The 15,850-nt window shown below is 64.5% G+C and carries 17 protein-coding genes; 10 read left to right on the top strand and 7 right to left on the bottom strand.

Annotated elements, in window-relative coordinates; genetic code table 11:
• Position 1 precedes the first annotated feature (1 nt).
• The 6 genes from BLIN9172_RS13745 to BLIN9172_RS13770 all read left to right on the top strand — a co-directional run bounded on the left by BLIN9172_RS13745 (position 2) and on the right by BLIN9172_RS13770 (position 5,203).
• On the top strand, positions 2-955 hold the full coding sequence (locus BLIN9172_RS13745; RefSeq protein WP_101555556.1) for an ABC transporter permease: 954 nt from the start codon (positions 2-4) through the stop codon (positions 953-955).
• Positions 952-1,869, top strand: a complete 918-nt coding sequence (locus BLIN9172_RS13750) for an ABC transporter permease (RefSeq protein WP_205751062.1) — start codon at positions 952-954, stop codon at positions 1,867-1,869. The genes BLIN9172_RS13745 and BLIN9172_RS13750 overlap by 4 nt, the downstream gene beginning before the upstream one ends.
• Positions 1,869-3,647 carry an ABC transporter ATP-binding protein gene (locus tag BLIN9172_RS13755; RefSeq protein WP_101555557.1) on the top strand — a complete coding sequence of 593 codons (1,779 nt, stop codon included), beginning with the start codon at positions 1,869-1,871 and terminating at the stop codon, positions 3,645-3,647. The genes BLIN9172_RS13750 and BLIN9172_RS13755 overlap by 1 nt, the downstream gene beginning before the upstream one ends.
• Before the next feature lie 165 nt (positions 3,648-3,812).
• Positions 3,813-4,283: a hypothetical protein gene (locus BLIN9172_RS13760; RefSeq protein WP_101555558.1), complete on the top strand. Its 471-nt coding sequence runs from the start codon at positions 3,813-3,815 to the stop codon at positions 4,281-4,283.
• 23 nt (positions 4,284-4,306) lie between these two features.
• Positions 4,307-4,738 carry a helix-turn-helix domain-containing protein gene (locus tag BLIN9172_RS13765; RefSeq protein WP_101555559.1) on the top strand — a complete coding sequence of 144 codons (432 nt, stop codon included), beginning with the start codon at positions 4,307-4,309 and terminating at the stop codon, positions 4,736-4,738.
• 6 nt (positions 4,739-4,744) lie between these two features.
• On the top strand, positions 4,745-5,203 hold the full coding sequence (locus BLIN9172_RS13770) for a hypothetical protein (RefSeq protein WP_101555560.1): 459 nt from the start codon (positions 4,745-4,747) through the stop codon (positions 5,201-5,203).
• A gap of 70 nt (positions 5,204-5,273) precedes the next feature.
• Here BLIN9172_RS13770 and BLIN9172_RS13775 read toward each other — a convergent pair whose 3' ends face one another.
• Both BLIN9172_RS13775 and BLIN9172_RS13780 read right to left on the bottom strand, forming a co-directional pair.
• On the bottom strand, positions 5,274-5,471 hold the full coding sequence (locus BLIN9172_RS13775) for a hypothetical protein (RefSeq protein ID WP_101555561.1): 198 nt from the start codon (positions 5,469-5,471) through the stop codon (positions 5,274-5,276).
• Between the two features lie 99 nt (positions 5,472-5,570).
• The gene (locus tag BLIN9172_RS13780) at positions 5,571-6,314 is read right to left on the bottom strand and encodes a GAF and ANTAR domain-containing protein (RefSeq protein WP_101555562.1); all 744 of its coding nucleotides are present in this window, start codon (positions 6,312-6,314) and stop codon (positions 5,571-5,573) included.
• A gap of 282 nt (positions 6,315-6,596) precedes the next feature.
• Here BLIN9172_RS13780 and BLIN9172_RS18180 point away from each other — a divergent pair, with 282 nt between their 5' ends.
• A complete protein-coding gene (locus tag BLIN9172_RS18180) occupies positions 6,597-6,770 on the top strand; it encodes a hypothetical protein (protein ID WP_164742825.1) in 174 nt (57 codons plus the stop codon).
• A 117-nt stretch (positions 6,771-6,887) separates the two neighbouring features.
• Here BLIN9172_RS18180 and BLIN9172_RS13790 read toward each other — a convergent pair whose 3' ends face one another.
• Positions 6,888-7,841 carry an NADP-dependent oxidoreductase gene (locus BLIN9172_RS13790; RefSeq protein ID WP_101555564.1) on the bottom strand — a complete coding sequence of 318 codons (954 nt, stop codon included), beginning with the start codon at positions 7,839-7,841 and terminating at the stop codon, positions 6,888-6,890.
• A 256-nt stretch (positions 7,842-8,097) separates the two neighbouring features.
• Here BLIN9172_RS13790 and BLIN9172_RS18185 point away from each other — a divergent pair, with 256 nt between their 5' ends.
• The 3 genes from BLIN9172_RS18185 (at position 8,098) to BLIN9172_RS13800 (ending at position 11,107) form a co-directional block, all read left to right on the top strand.
• Positions 8,098-8,265: a GPGG-motif small membrane protein gene (locus tag BLIN9172_RS18185; protein ID WP_162835618.1), complete on the top strand. Its 168-nt coding sequence runs from the start codon at positions 8,098-8,100 to the stop codon at positions 8,263-8,265.
• Between the two features lie 152 nt (positions 8,266-8,417).
• Positions 8,418-9,458, top strand: a complete 1,041-nt coding sequence (locus BLIN9172_RS13795) for a baeRF2 domain-containing protein (RefSeq protein WP_101555565.1) — start codon at positions 8,418-8,420, stop codon at positions 9,456-9,458.
• A gap of 98 nt (positions 9,459-9,556) precedes the next feature.
• Positions 9,557-11,107 (top strand): SDR family oxidoreductase, encoded by a 1,551-nt coding sequence (locus tag BLIN9172_RS13800; protein ID WP_101555566.1) that lies wholly within the window; start codon positions 9,557-9,559, stop codon positions 11,105-11,107.
• A 23-nt stretch (positions 11,108-11,130) separates the two neighbouring features.
• On the opposite strand, the gene BLIN9172_RS13805 is transcribed toward BLIN9172_RS13800, so the two are convergent.
• The 4 genes from BLIN9172_RS13805 to BLIN9172_RS13820 form a co-directional block, all read right to left on the bottom strand.
• Positions 11,131-11,997, bottom strand: coding sequence for a Rossmann-fold NAD(P)-binding domain-containing protein (locus BLIN9172_RS13805; protein ID WP_101555567.1), 867 nt, complete (start codon positions 11,995-11,997; stop codon positions 11,131-11,133).
• Positions 11,994-13,460: a cryptochrome/photolyase family protein gene (locus tag BLIN9172_RS13810; RefSeq protein WP_101555568.1), complete on the bottom strand. Its 1,467-nt coding sequence runs from the start codon at positions 13,458-13,460 to the stop codon at positions 11,994-11,996. Before BLIN9172_RS13810 ends, BLIN9172_RS13805 begins: the two co-directional genes overlap by 4 nt.
• A 13-nt stretch (positions 13,461-13,473) precedes the next feature.
• Entirely contained in the window at positions 13,474-14,052 is a 579-nt protein-coding gene (locus tag BLIN9172_RS13815; protein ID WP_101555569.1) for a MarR family winged helix-turn-helix transcriptional regulator, read from the bottom strand.
• 105 nt (positions 14,053-14,157) lie between these two features.
• Positions 14,158-15,837: a DEAD/DEAH box helicase gene (locus BLIN9172_RS13820; protein ID WP_101555570.1), complete on the bottom strand. Its 1,680-nt coding sequence runs from the start codon at positions 15,835-15,837 to the stop codon at positions 14,158-14,160.
• Positions 15,838-15,850: the final 13 nt, after the last annotated feature.

Raw genomic sequence — 15,850 nt, forward strand, 5'->3', positions numbered from 1 at the left:
CATGTTCGGAAAAGTGATCGGAAAGCGGCTGCTCTTCTCCGCCTTCATCCTCATCGCAGTCTCCCTGCTCGTCTTCGGCGCCACCCTGCTGCTGCCCGGTGACGCGGCACGCGCGATCCTCGGCCAACAGGCCACACCCGAACGCATCGCGGCACTCAACGAACAGCTGGGACTCAACCAACCCGCCTGGCAGCGGTACCTCACCTGGCTGGGAGGCCTCTTCGTCGGCGACTTCGGCACCTCCTCGGCGAGTGGCGGCTCCGTGGCGGCACTCCTCGGTGATCGTGTGTGGGCCTCCTTTATCCTCATGGGACTGGCCGCGGTCATTTCCGTGCCGTTGGGCATCGGACTCGGTGTCTTTCAGGCCCTACATCGCGGGAAGCGGCGCGACCAGGCGATGACCGGCATCAGCCTGGTGCTGGCGGCCATGCCCGAGTTCGTCATCGGCATCGGACTCATCGCGATCTTCGCCACCTCGGTATTCCAGATCCTGCCGGCCGTGACCCTGGCACCGCCGGGCGAACCCGTCTGGAACCGACCTCAGCAGCTCATTCTGCCGACCCTGACGCTCATCCTCGTCGTCACCCCCTACATCGTGCGGATGATGCGAGCGACGATGATCGAAGTCCTCGACTCGGGATTCGTCGAGATGGCGCGACTCAAAGGCGTCCCGGAGAAGCGCGTGATCATGCGTCACGCCGTGCCTCACGCCCTCGGCCCGGTCGCTCAGGTCGTCGCGATCCAGCTGGCCTGGCTGGCCGGCGGTGTGGTCGTCGTCGAGTTCCTCTTCCGCTATCCGGGACTCGGCCAAGCACTCATCGACGCGGTGACCTACCGTGACGTGCAGGTCGTCCAGGCGATCTCCATGCTCGTCGCCGCCGTCTACGTCGTGGTGAATCTGGCGGCCGATGTCGTCGGCATCCTCACCAACCCGAAACTCAGGAGCGCAGCATGAGCACCGACGCCAACAGTCTTGATGACCTCAAGTCCGCGGCCACCGATGCCGCCGAGGTGCCCAAGGAATCCCAGACCACCTATGTGCCCTTCTACAAGCGGGTGCTCGCCCAGAAACAGGGCAAGATCGGCCTGATCATCACCGTGGTCGTCGTGGCGCTCGCCCTGTGCGGACCGCTGCTGCTGCCCTGGGCGACCGGCAACACCGCCACCGAATTCGTCACGAAGCCGTTCAGTCCCTATGGTCTGTTTGGCTCGGACAACCTCGGCCGCGATGTGCTTTCCAGGTTCCTGGCCGGAGGACTGACCCTCATCGTCTACGCGGTGCTCGCCACGGCGCTGGGCATGGTCGTCGGCGCGATCATCGGCATGCTCGCCGCCTACGTCGGAGGAACCTTCGACGCCGTGATCATGCGGCTCAATGACGTCATCCTCGCCATCCCGCAGCTCGTATTCGCCCTCCTGGCGATCACCGTGCTCGGACCGCAGGGATGGGTGCTCGTGACCGTCATCGGTCTCACCCACGCACCACGCATCGCCCGCGTCGCGAGGTCCGCGACGCTGGGCGTCATCACCGAGGACTACATCAAGGCAGCGGAGATGTACGCGATGCCCCGGTGGAAGGTGCTCATCCGTGAGCTGCTGCCCAACATCACCGGACCGCTGAGCGTGGAGGCAGGCCTGCGCCTGACCTACTCGATCGGCTACATCGCCTCGCTGTCCTTCCTCGGACTCGGCCTGCAGCCGCCCGCGGCTGACTGGGGTCTGATGATCAACGAGAACCGCATCGCCCTGTCCATCCAACCCTGGGGTGTGCTGCTGCCGGTCATCGCGATCGCACTGCTGACCATCGGCACCAACCTGCTCGCGGACTCCTTCGCCCGAGCCACCGCATCGACATCCGTGGAGGCATGATGAGCCCGAAGACAGAGACCGTTCGCCACGATGATGCGAACGAACCGAACGAGAAGATCGTTCTGCGCGTGTCCGACCTGCGCGTGCTCACGAACGCCGGGGACGAGATCCTCCACGGTGTCGACTTCGCCCTGTCCCGAGGAGAGATCCTCGGGCTTGTCGGCGAGTCGGGTTCCGGTAAGACCACGGCTGGTCTGGCCTGCATGGGTCACTTCCGAGAGGGCCTGAAGTTCGGATCCGGGTCCGTGAGCATCTGGCCGCGCGGCGACGCCACCCACCTTGAGGTCGGCGAACTCGACGAGGTGGCCCTGCGAGATCTGCGCGGATCCCGCATCGCGTACATCCCTCAGGATCCTGCCCTCTCGCTCAACCCGGCCATGCGCGTGGGCGAGCAGATCCGGGAAGTCCTCGACATCCACGACTTCGGAGTCTCGGATCGTGAGCGAGCTGATCGCGTCGCAGAGGTGCTCGTCGACGTCGGTCTGCCCGCGGATCGTGCCTATCAGCGGCGTTGGCCCCATCAGCTGTCCGGCGGTCAGCAGCAGCGCATCGGCATTGCCATGGCCTTCGCCATGTACCCTGATGTGCTCATCCTCGATGAACCGACGACCGGCCTGGACGTGTCCACGCAGTCGGTCGTGCTCGACACGATCCGGCAGATGACGGTGGCGAACAACGTCGCCGGCCTCTACATCACCCACGACCTCGCGGTGATCAAGGACATCTCCGACCGAGTGGCCGTGATGCTGCGCGGCGACCTCGTCGAAGAGGGACCGGTGTCGGCAGTGCTCGAACGTCCGCAGCATGAGTACACGAAGATGCTCATGGCAGCGGTGCCGGACTTGGCCGGACGGAAGACGATCGGTGACGGGGCCGCGGAGGCGAAAGCCGTTGCCGAGGCCGATGAGAAGACACATATCCTCGTGTCGGCGGGGGAGAAGTCCGGCGATTCGGAAACGGAACGGACCGATGCTGACGGGGCGGCCGCCTCGGTGAGGGATGGGGGCGGTGAGGCCCCCTCGGTGACTGCGCCTCTGCTCGAGGTCAAAGATGTGGCGCTCGCCTACGGAAAGACGCAGATCCTCGACGGGATCAACCTGACCCTGGAGCCGGGGGAGTGCACGATGCTGCTCGGAGAATCCGGGTCGGGTAAGACAACTCTGTCGCAGTGTGTGGCCGGGCTCAACGACGACTACAAGGGCTCGGTGAAGCTGCGCGGCACGGAACTGGCACGGTCGACGCGCAAGCGCACGAACGAGGAGCGCGTGGGCATCCAGTACGTGTTCCAGTCGCCGTTCTCCTCACTCAATCCGCGACGATCCATCGGTCAGTCGCTGACGGTGCCATTGGAGATGAGCGGTCAGGGAACGGCCGCGAGCCGGAAGGCCGCTGTCGAGGAGGCGCTCGACTCGGTGCGGCTGGGACGGACGTTCTACCACCGGCGGCCCGGCGACCTTTCCGGCGGTGAGCGGCAGAGGGCAGCGATCGCCCGCGCCCTGGTCAACGCGCCGTCGGTGATGGTCTGTGATGAGATCACCTCTGCGCTCGACGTCAGCGTCCAGGCTTCGATCGTCGCCCTGCTGCGAACCCTGCGGGAGGAGCGGCAGCTGGCGATGCTCTTCGTCACCCACAACATCGCACTCTCCCGGCACATCGCGGACAATCTTGCCGTGCTCAACAAGGGCAAGATCGTCGACTACGGGCCGACTGCCTCGGTGCTCGAGGATCCGTCGCACGAGTACACGCGGGCGCTGATCGCCGACGTGCCGAAGTTCTGAGGGGCAGCTATCCGGGCGGGCGGGGCGAGGTCAGCGCGGTACGGCCCCCGCCCGTTTTCTTGCTGAGGCAGTTGGTTGCTGCGTCTGAGGGGCGGGGACGACTGCACCGGGAGGGCGCAGTCAAACTGCGTCCCCTATGTCAGGGACGACAGATACAGTCGATCTATGGCACAGCAGAGACGCGCTGGCAGCGATTCGAGATGCTGCACCCGGCAAGATCCTCCCTTGATTTGGCGGGACTATGTTGATGATCTGCACCCCTCCGTTGTTGCAATGGACCGGTGGTTGGATGGCCTTGTTCCATTCGAGAGATTCCATCAAGAAGGGGAGAACGCCGAGCTGATGGAGGCGGCCGCGGCCGGGGAACTGTGGGACAGCGGCGACGAGACAGCCCGAATCAAGCCCATTTACAGTGATCCTGATGTCTACGAACTGCGGAGGCGGGCGCTGACCAAAGCACTGCGCTTCTATCACGCTGAACCAGTCGAACTGCCGACAGCATTGGTCTCACTGCACCGGCATATCAAGTCAGATTCTCCGAGCCAGCAGAGTGAGATCGATTTTGCAGTAGAGCGCTACCGAGCTGGTGCGGGGAACGGTTGGCAACCGCGCTCCTCGCCACCTAACAACCTGTAGGTTGTTTCTGTATAATGAACGATATGACTGCCGCGCGGAAGAATGCTTTGTCGACCCTGAATCCAGAGCTCGTGCGAGCGCGCGCAAAAGTTCTTGCGCGTGAAGATCGGGAGCTCAAGGCAGAGTTGATCAGAATCCGCCAAGAGTCCGGTCTTACTCAGAAAGAGCTCGCCGACATCATGGGAGTGACGCAGCAGGCTATTCACAAACTTGAGCGCTATGACTCTGATCCGAAAGCGTCGACGTTGCGACGATACGCGAATGCCCTCGGCGCGTTTTATGAACACCAGGTGCAGAAGGATCAGGGACAGTCGGTGTGGCTTGCAGCCCGCCGCGAGTGGGAGACTGCGCGAACGACAACTGTTTCAGTGTCTTCGGCTGGTGGTGGAGGTGCACCTGCCGCTGGTAGATCATGGCGCACCGTCAAGCAGTCCGACTTCGGGCTTGCGAGGTGATCTTCCATGACATTTGAAGGCGACGACCCTCTTGATGAAGTTCGAGCTCTCATTGACCAGGTGCAACTTGAATCAGTGGAATTCCATGAAGTGTCTGCCCGCCGTTTCGACTCCGGTTCGGACGGGGAGGACGGGGAGATCTCGATCGAAGTGCAGATCAGAGAAGGGTCAGGCGGGTTCGGCGTTCGGTTGATAGCCACCGCAGAAGTGGCAATCGGCGAAGCCGTCGTCAGCGTGGCGGGCGAGTATTCGATGTCTGAGGGCGCCGACCCCAGCAGTCGGACGATTAAGCAGTTCGTCAATGAAGTTGCTGTCATGACCGTGTTGCCCTACCTCCGTGAGGGGATGACCACGATCACCGCGAAAGTGTTCGGCAAGGCGCTGTACATACCGATCATTCCGCGTGGCGATATTGCCGTGGAGCTCGACGACGAGGACGCTGTGAGAGGCGACGCTCAAGTGTAGACGCAGCTGAAAGTGTGGCGGCGACAGCTATGGACCCCGCGCGGGCTCTGGCCGGCGACGTGCCGAAGTTCTAGTCGACGTCGGCGTTGGGGCCCTCATCGCTGTCGTCATCGTCGTCGGCATCGTCGTGCCGACCGAACTCCTCGGGATCGACGTTGTCGAGGTAGGCCGCCGACGGCGCTCCACCGGCATCGTGGTCGAGATTCTCCGCAGCCTTGCGCATACTGCCTGCGGTGCTGTCGTCAGTGCTGTTGTCTTCGGTCGACATGAAAGTCGCCTTTCGCTGGAAAGCGCGGGTGGAAAGTCAGTCTACGGGGTGGTGTTGAGCGCGTCGACCGAACATTTCGACAATCCGGTGGAGGGCCGGTCACTCACTCGGTGAACGGCGTTCGGGTTGACCGAGTGAGTCGACGAGGTCACCGGCGAGCGTGCGCAGTTTGATATTGCGATGCGATGACGCCTTCTTGAGAATGGCGACAGCTTCCTCCTGGCTGCAGGCCGCCTGGGCCATGGTGATTCCGATGGCCACGTCGATGACGGTACGCGATTCCATCGCCCGCTGTCGGTGTTCGGCTGCTTCGGCGAAGCGCGCGGTTCGGACTGCCACGCGCAGTGACCTCTTCACCGGTTCCACGAATCTTTGCACTTTCGACAGCATCGGCTCCCCGAGGCTGCGGGGTTGCATGGCGTAGAAGGTCATGACCGCTTGCGCAGTGTCATCGATGTCGAGCGGGACCGCCACCAAGCTTCGCAGATCGTCAAGCACAGCGATGTCCATGAAGTCTCGCCAGCGCTTCTCTTCCTCGGCGTCATCGACACAGATGATCGTGCGGCTCTTCGTTGCCTCCACACGCGGGCCGGCTCCGAGGTAGGTGTGGATGTCTTCGAATCGTCTCGCTGCGTCGTCGCTGCCGCCGACAATGGTGTTGCGTCTGTTGCGGACCAGCGTGATCCCGCACGAGACCGGAGAATCCTGACTGACTTCGGCGGCGGCCATGATTGCGAGCTCATCCACGAAGGTGCCGAGCTCGTCTTCTGAGGCCAGGAGCCTGATGAGGAGTTCTGCGACCGATTCGTGGTGGGGGTCGGACGCAGCAACGGTGTCTTTCAACGTCGGCGGTTCAGTTCTGAGCCGCTGGCGTTGATGATCCGCGCGAGAATCTGCGGGCAAAGGGGAAGGCGATACACAATCAGGGGTCCTCACATCTGGAGGCCGCCTGCTTAACCTTGCAACATCCTACGCAAGGCTGGTGCTGCGCCCAAAATCGGTTTCGGGCAATTGCTCAGGCGGTCAGACTGGGACACGATCGGTGTACCGGGCAGCACCCCTACCGAGTTGCCCGGAACAGTGTCAGCATGGGTGCATGCACTCGATAGAGAAGGGATGATCGTGATGAGCGATTCCAGCGAAGACCAGAAGGACCCGACAAAGATCCCCGAGGACGCCAAAGATGATGTTGCAGAAAGGCCCGGCACGGATTCCGCGTCGATACAGCATAAAGACAACTTGGTCGATGAATGGGAGGAAGAGTCCTTCCCCGCAAGTGATCCGCCGGCGCACTACTGACACCCGTAATCGCAGGGCCCGGCACCGTTGCACAGGTGCCGGGCCCTGTTTTGCCGCCGAGACGGAGCTCGAAGCCGCGGCGGCCCCGCCGCCAGCTCGGTGAGGACTGCGTTTCGTTTACTCGTCCATGGTGAGTACGAGTTTTCCGGTTGTGCGATTGGTCTCGCCCTCTCGGTGGGCTTCCGCTGCCTCTGTGAGAGGGAACGTCCCGGCGATGGTGGCACGCAGTGCACCATCGTCGACGAGTCCGGAGACGACTTCCAGCGTGCTGCGCGAGGAGTCCACGAGCATTCGAAGAGCTCTCACTCCGAGCTGATCTGCTTCGCGAAGGAGATCAGCGGAGCCGACGGGGATGAGCGACACGAGACAGCCGCCTTTGCGAAGAGTGTGCAGGGAGCGCATCGCTGTGTCACCGCCGATCGTGTCGAGCACCGCGTCCACGTCTCGCACTCGATCGGCGAAGTCGTCCGTACGGTAGTCGATGACCTCATCGGCGCCGAGTTCGCGCAAGAAGCTGTGTTTCTCCGCGCTCGCGGTTCCGATCACGTATGCGCCCCGCGCCTTCGCGGTCTGCACAGCGATGTGCCCGACGCCGCCTGCGGCCGCGTGGATCAGCACGCGCTGTCCCGACTGCACGTCCGCATTCTCGACGAGCGCTTGCCAGGCGGTCAGTGAGACGAGGGGGAGTGCTCCCGCCTGCACATGATCAACGGATCGGGGTTTCGCTGCGAAGAATCTGGACGGGGCGGCGACGTATTCGGCGTGGGAGCCGAGTCCGAACGGGTACGACAGCATGCCGAACACCTCGTCTCCGGGTGCGAACGTCGCGACGCCGATGCCGACATCTTCGACTACGCCAGAGACATCCCAGCCGAGCACCAAGGGCAACGTGTCAATGAAGCCGCGGCCGGAACGGTGCTTCCAATCAGTGGGATTGAGGCCCGCCGCCTGAACTTTGACGAGGATTTCGTTGGGGCGGGGCTCTGGGCGCGGAATCTCGGTGATTTCGAGAACGTCGGCGCTGCCGAAAGTCTGCTGGCTAACGGCGCGCATCATCGCTTCGGTGTTCATGGTCCCATTGTGTCACTTCAGAAGCCGTAGCCGTCCTGACAATCCCCTGGGCGATGGTGCATTGCGGCCGAGTGCAGCGGGGCCCTGCTGTTCGATGGCGAAGTCGTCGATGAGCTGACCGTCTGTCTCCGCAGGGGTCCATTGTCAGGCTCGGGCCGTTGTCAGCGGGAGTGAGAGGTGTCACGATGAAGACCATTGTGTAGTTGGGCGAACCGACGAGCGAGACGTCCTGCCTCGCGGAGAGAAGGAGAATATCATGCTCATCGTCTTGTGGGTCATCGCAGGAGTTCTGGCGCTGTCTGGCGTCCTCGCTCTGTTCCGAAAGGAGTACAAATTGGGCATCGTCTGTCTCATCGCCGCCTGCATCGTCGGTCCTGTGCTGACCGCCTTCTTCGGAGGGCCTCCGGCCGGTCCGCGAAGTTGACCTGAGATCGTATCGTTAAAGGCCCGGCCCATGGTTGTCAAGACTGTTTACAGGGGTCTCCGCACAATGCCAGGCTGAGAAGACCGCGCACACCGCGGCGGGTCCCCGCGGGGTCCGGACAGATAAACACAGATGCTGAGGAGGAACAAGGGATGAACCACAGTCACTTGCGCACGGTCTACGAGAGCGGCGGTCCATATGCCACGGTCTACCTTGAGGGTCGTGCTCCTTCAGCGGATGCCGAGACGCAGCTGCGCCTGCGCTGGTCGGAGCTGCGGGACCAGCTGTCCGAAAGCGGGGCAGAGGAGTCGCTCCTCGAGCCCATTGACGCGATCATCCTCGTCGACGAACCCACCGAGGTGCACACGGACGGTCGGACCATCGTTGCGAACTCGGGGGGAGTTCTGCTTGACGAACACTGGGATGCGGCGTTGGGAGAAGGCGACGCGGCGCACTACGGAGACGTGCCCGAACTCGGAGCCTACCTCCGCCAGGAATGCAGGCAGTTCGACGTCGTGCTTGTCATCGCCGGACAGGATGGAGCGGCCGTGCGTGAACTGAGCGTGACTCCGGATCGTGAACGCACCGAAAACGAGTCGGTCCACGTGACCGGCGACAACGACGAAGACATCAACAAGCCGCGGCGAGGAGCCTACTCACACAACCAGATCCGGCGTCGCGTCGACGAGATCATCAAAGACAACGCTCGCGCTGTCGCCGACTTCATCGACCGACTGATCACCGACCATGCACCGAACGCCGTCGTGTTGGCAGGAGAAGTGCAGGGCAGAACGGTTGTCAAGGCCGAACTGTCGGTGAGGGCCGAAGAGCTGCTGCACGAGATATCAGAAGGCGGCAACGACGATGATGGTGCCGAAGAGGCGATCGATGTGGCAGTGCGAACACTCGTGACTAAACTCGCCGGCGAGCGCGAGGCCGATAACTCCGAACGGCTGGCCGAGAGCAAAGCCCACGACCGCGCGGTCGAAGGTCGCACCGAAGTCGCGAAAGCAGTCGAGCGCGGTGCAGTGGCGACCCTGCTGCTCGACGACGCCGAGGCTGCAGAGGGAGAGGCAGACATCATCGCCCAGGCTGTTCTGTCCTCGGCAGAGATCGGGCTCAGTCATGATCCGATGTCCGAAAACATCGCCGCAATCCTTCGATACGACGTGGGTGCTGCGTTGGCGGACTGAGGTTCAACTATCTCTCGGTAGATAGTATCCAATGGGTTAATAAAATGTGTAGGCTTGGTCCATGACAGCCGATCCCGGCAGGCCGGAAGGACCCTCGGATGAATCGCCCGACGAAACGCTCGACACCGCACCACTCGGAATCACTCGGTGACGAAGTCATCCGACAGACCCGCACCCCGCGCCGTGTCCTCGTGCTTGGGGCGACCGGCTACATCGGCGGTCGCCTCGTGCCTCGCCTGCTTCAGGCCGGTCACGAGGTCCGGGTCGGGGTGCGGCGACCGGAGAAGCTCAAACAGGTTCCCTGGTCGGACGACGTCGACGTGAGAACTGTCGACCTCGACACCGGTCGCGGACTGTCCGACAGCCTCACCGGCATCGACACGGCCTACTACCTTGTGCACTCCATGGGCTCTGGCGGGGACTTCGAAGCCGCCGAGTCCGCGGCGGCCACGCGTTTCGCCGACGAAGCCGCCGGGTCCGGTGTGGGCCGTGTCGTCTACCTCGGAGGACTCCATCCGGAGGGACGCGAACTGTCCAAACACATGCGTTCGCGGGCGACCGTCGGACGGATTCTGCTTGACTCCGAGGTCGACGCGATCGTCTTCAACGCCGGCATCATCATCGGCTCCGGCTCCGCCTCGTTCGAGATGATCCGCCATCTCGCCCTGACGCTGAGGTGGATGCCGGCACCGGACTGGGTGGCCAACCGCGTCGAACCGCTGTCGGTCCGTGACGCTCTCTACTATCTTCTTTCCGCCGCTGACGTCGACGGACGGGTCAATGAGTCCTTCGACATCGGTTCGCGCCAGATCCTCACATACGCCGACGTGATGCGCACCTTCGCCTCAGTCGCGGGTCTCAAGCCTCGACATGTCCTCGCGCTGCCGCTGCCCGCCCCGACCCTGTCGGGCATCTGGGTCGGACTGGTGACACCGCTGCCGTTCCGCCTCACCCTCCCTCTCGTCCAGTCGCTGCAGGAGGACGCGGTGGCCACATCACATGCGATCGACGAGGTCATCCCACCGCCCGAATCCGGGCTGATCAGGTTCGACGATGCCGTCCGACTCGCGCTGCGTCGCGAAGTCGAGGGCGCCGTGGACACGAACTGGGACGCCGACGCCGGAGAGCTCGACGAGGCGGCCAGCCCGCTGCCGAATGACCCGCAGTGGGCGGGACGGCGCATCTGCACCGACGAACGCGCGGCAACGATTCCCGGTCTCTCGGCCGCCGATGTGTGGCCCGTGATCGAGGGCATCGGCGGGGCTCAAGGCTGGTACTCCTGGCCCCTGGCCTGGAAAGTCCGCGGAATCTGGGACAAAGCCGTCGGCGGCGCCGGCCTTAACCGAGGTCGACGGCTGCCCGATTCCCTGCGCATCGGCGATCCCGTCGATTGGTGGAGGGTCGAACAGCTGGAGCGGAACTCGCGTCTGCTGCTGCGCGCCGAGATGAAGGTCTCCGGTCATGCGTGGCTCGAATTCACGCTGACCGACTCAGCCGACGGCTGCGAGTACCACCAGACAGCGACCTTCATTCCCACCGGTGTGCGCGGCCGCCTCTACTGGGCCCTCGTCGCCCCGTTCCACCGATTCATCTTCCCCGCAATGGCGAAGAACATCGCCGCCGAGGCGCGCCGTCGGGTGCGAGCGTGACCGTTCCCCGATCTCGTTCGTGATCAGGCAGTTGCCGTCAGCATCGACGCGAAGCCGTCCCGGTAGGTGGGGTAGCCGAGTTCGCCCACAAGTGCGCGGAAGCGAGTTCCGTCGATCCGTTTGCCGCCCGGCTTCTCGTCCTCGACATGGCCGGGGACGGGCACGCCGAGGCGGTCGGCGATGAAGGCGGCGACCTCGCCCATCTGGGCAGGTTGGGAATCGACGGCATGGACCAGGTTCGGCGGTTCCGGGTCAAGGGTCAAGCGCTCCAGTCCGTGAACCAGATCGTCCCGGTGGATGCGGTTCGTCCACCGCTGATGATTGAACTGCTGCCCGCGACGTACGGAGTCGATGAGACGAGTGCGGCCAGGTCCGTAGATACCCGCCGGGCGCACGAGCGTGACGTGGTCGAAGAGTTCGGCCGCTTCGGATTCGGCTACCGCGAGGACCTCACCCGGCCCGGACTCCGGGGCGCTCGGAGAGTCTTCGGTGATCACACGTGTCTGGTCCTCAGCGAGGACACGCGTGGAGGAGACGAGGACGACTCGGCCCGGCTGTGACTCGAGCACACGCGCGAGGCCCCTCAGCCCGTGGAGGTAGGACCGTTCGTATCCGGCCCGAGTCGGTTCGTCCGGAGTGAGGGTGATGACGACCGCGTCGAGTGCGTCCAGTCGTGGATCGCTGCGGACCGGGACGTCGGCCCGGCCGCGGTCGGGCGCTCCGAGGAGGGAGAGGTCCAGGCTGATCGTCTCGAAGGCATCGGGCAGTTCGGCGACGCGCCGGCGCAGTCCGATCACCTCGTGCCCCTGGTCGACCAACCGCAGTCCCAACCGCGTGCCGAGGTCTCCGCACCCGGCCAGGAGAATTCTGCGTCCGTTCGTCGTGCTCATTTCGCCTCGCTCTTCATCCGGTCATAGGCTGCCAGCGCCGCCTGGCGCGATGCCTTGAGATCGACGATCGGCTCGCGATCGCCGTGTGAACGTTCCGTTCGGGTGAGACCGCCCGGCCCGCGGCCCACCCACCTGCCCACGTACTCGCTGTTCGGATCGAAACGCTCACGTTGGCGTTCGGGATTGAAGATCCGAAAGTACGGGGCCGCATCGGCTCCGCACCCGGCGACCCATTGCCACGAGACGGGATTGTTGGCTTCATCGGCGTCGACGAGCGTGTCCCAGAACCACTGCTCGCCGTGCCACCAGTGGATGAGCAGATTCTTCGTCAGGAAGCTCGCCGTGGCCATCCGCACTCGATTGTGCATCCACCCGGTCTGCCACAGCTGCGCCATGCCGGCGTCGACGAGGGCAATCCCGGTCGTACCGCTGCGCCAATGCTCAAGCGCCTCGGGGTCGTCCTCATAAGGGAAGGATGCGAATTCCGGCCGCATCGGCTCGGACTCGATGGCCGGCAGGTGATAGGTCAGGTGCCAGGAGAACTCCCGCCAGTAGAGCTGCCGGATCCATGCCTGCCGGTCATCATCGCTGACCGTCGGCAGGTCCAGGGCCGCGGCCAGCAGCTGCCGTGGGGAGAGTTCGCCGAAGCGCAGTCTCGGAGACAGGCCGGACGTGCTGTCGGGGTCGGCGGGGACATCGTGCGAATCTGCGTAGTCCTCGACCCCGTCGCTCACGTCCGCCAGCGCTCGCGCCGCCTCTCGACACCCGGGGCTCCAGTGCTCGGCCACGGTCGTCTGCCACCACTGCGGGGTCCTCGCCGAGGCGAAGCTGCCCGAGCCCGTGTCGGTTCCGTCGAGAAGACCGAGATCGTCGAGACTGCGTCCCCAGGAGTGATTGTCCAGATTCTTCCGGTCTGCCTCCGTCAGGGGGCTCTGTTCGTCGGGCAGCGGCAGGACCTCTCCGACCTCGCGATCGCGCACAGCGTTGAAGAACGGCGTGAAGACCTTGTAGAAGTCACCGCCCTGAGGGCTGACCGTCCAAGGCTCGACGAGCAGCGCGCCGGTATGGGAGTGCACGGCACGACCGGCATCAGCCAGGTCCGTCTTGATCTGCGCGTCGAGGCGACGTGCAGCCGGCGCATAACGGCGTGACCAGCGGACGGCATCGACCTCCAGGTCCGCGGCCGCCTGCGGGACGATGTCCGCGGCGGAGCCTGCTGCGAAGAGCAGCGGGATCCCGAGCTGCGCGAGTTCGGCCTCCAAGACGCGCAGCGACTCATGAGCCCACCACCGCGCGGCCCCACCCAGCGGACGGGGGCCCAAGCCGTCGTCGCTGCGGGACTCCCTGATCCAGAGACCGATCACCTGCCCCTCGGCGCGGGCCGCTGTCAGTGCCTCGTGATCGTCGACGCGCAGGTCGTCGCGGAACCAGACGAGAGTGAGGTGTTCACGGTTGTGGCTCACCGGTCGCCTCCGATCACAGCGGCTTCGCCCAGTCGGCGTTGCTCAGCGACAGCTCGTCGGCCATGCCGTCGAGGAAGCGGATGACGGCATCGCGTTCGCGGCTGGTGAGGCGGACGGCGGCATGGATCCGTCTGGCCTGGGCGCGCCCCACGGTCTCTCGTGCCGAGCGCGCCGTCTCCGCGGTGACGTCGATGGCATATGCCCGGCGATCGCTGGGATGGAGCTTCCTGATGACATGCCTCTCCCGCTCCAGGCGATTGATCAGCTTCGTCACCGAGGCTGCCGACATGAGCATATGGGCAGACAGCATCTTCGGGGTCACGACTGCGTTCTGCCGCTTCGTTGCGATGAGATAGTGCAATGCACGCATGTCCTGCTCGCTGAGCTTCATGAATCTGCGCGAAGCCTCGGCGAGGGTGCGTTCGGCCTCGCGCAGTCGGGCAAGCGCGTCCATAAGCTGAGCGATCTGCTCGCGGTCGGCGTTCGACAGATCGGAGGAGTCGATGAGGTCGCCGGGAAAGCTGTTCTGCGATCCGGTGTACATATTCTCTGTGATCGGGTCGTGAGCGCCCGCGGCCTCCGATGGCTCCATGCCGCAATCCTACTGATTCCCGCCCCTCGATCGCAGAAGAATAACTCTCCGCATATAGTACACCAAAGTGTACTATATGCGGAGAGTTATCACACTGTGAGGATGTCAGCTGCTGGTCGAGTAGACCTGCTGCGAACCTCCGGTGCGAGAGCGGTTGCGGCGACGGGTCTCAGGGCTCGTGCCACGAGAGTCTGCGGTACGGCGGCCGCCCGACCGGCTGGTGCGCGCTCCCGAGCTCTGATTGCCCGAGCGGCCTCCCCGACCGGTCTCGCGGCGGCGACTGCCCTCGCCGCTGCGGCCGTTCTGACCAGTGCGGCCGGAGTCGCTGCTGCGCGAGTTCGTGCGAGTGCTCTCGCCAGCGGCGCCATCGCGGCCCGCACCTCCACCGCGTCCGCCACGGCCACCTCGGCGACGGCGGGACGAACGACCACCGGACTTCGCCGGTTCGGTCTTCTTGCGCGGCTGCACCGGTTCCTTCGGCTGCGGGGCGACGTACTCGGCGATCTCACCGACGAGCTCGGTCACCTCAGGGGAGTCGGCGGTGACCTTCTGCGGGGAGGCCTTGATGGCGGCCTTGCGCAGCAGGATCTGCGTGTCCTTGCGCTCATCGGGTGTCATCACGGTGACCACGTCGCCGGCGCTGCCGGCACGGGCGGTACGGCCGGAACGATGCAGGTAGGCCTTGTGTTCGGTCGGGGGATCGACGTGGACGACGAGCTCGACGGAATCGACATGGACGCCGCGGGCCGCGATGTCCGTGGCCACGAGCACCTTCGCGTCACCATCGGTGAACGCGGCGAGGTTGCGATCGCGAGCACCCTGGGACAGGTTGCCGTGCAGATCGACGGCGGGGATGCCGGCAGCGGTGAGCTGTCGGGCGAAGCGTTTGGCCCGGTGCTTCGTGCGGGTGAAGAGGATGCGGCGGCCCGTGCCGGAGGCGAGCTTGTGGACGAGCGCGTTCTTGTCGTCGACCGAGACCTCGAACACGTGGTGAGTCATGGCCGAGACGTGCGAGGTCGCCTCATCAACGGAGTGGAGGACCTCATTGTGGAGGAAGCGACGGACGAGCTTGTCGACGTCGTTGTCCAAGGTCGCGGAGAAGAACATCCGCTGCCCCTCGGCCGGGGTCTGCTTGAGGATGCGTGTGACACCGGGCAGGAAGCCCAGATCAGCCATGTGATCGGCCTCGTCGAGGATGGTGACCTCGATGTTCTCGAGCGTGAGGATGTCCTGCTGGAGCAGATCCTCGAGGCGGCCGGGGCAGGCCACGACGATGTCGACGCCCGCATTGAGGGCGTTCTCCTGTCGGCGCTGTTTGACCCCGCCGAAGATCGTCGTCGTCTTCAGGCCGGCGGCCTTGGCCAGCGGGTCGATGACATCGGTGATCTGCGTGGCGAGCTCACGGGTGGGAGCCAGGACGAGTCCGCGCGGGTGGCGGACCTTCTGGGTGCCCTTGCCGGATTCGGCGAGGCGGGCGACGAGTGGAATGGAGAACGCCAGGGTCTTGCCGGATCCGGTCTTTCCGCGGCCGAGCACATCGCGGCCGGCCAGGGTGTCGGGCAGGGTGTCCTGCTGGATGGGGAAGGCCTGGGTCTTGCCCTCACGGTCGAGGGAGTCGACGAGTTCGGCGGGCACGCCGAGCTCGGCGAACGAGGTCGGTGCCGAGGTGGCTTTCTTGGTGCGGGGGTTGGTGCGTGTCTGTGAAGTAGTGATGGTGTGGCCCTTCGACGTGCCGGAGGGCGTGCCGGTGCCGTGAAATGGTGGCAGGCAGCCGCAGCCGGTCATGGAATGAGCGCTG

Source organism: Brevibacterium linens ATCC 9172 (assembly GCF_900169165.1).
Taxonomy (GTDB): Bacteria; Actinomycetota; Actinomycetes; order Actinomycetales; family Brevibacteriaceae; genus Brevibacterium; species Brevibacterium linens.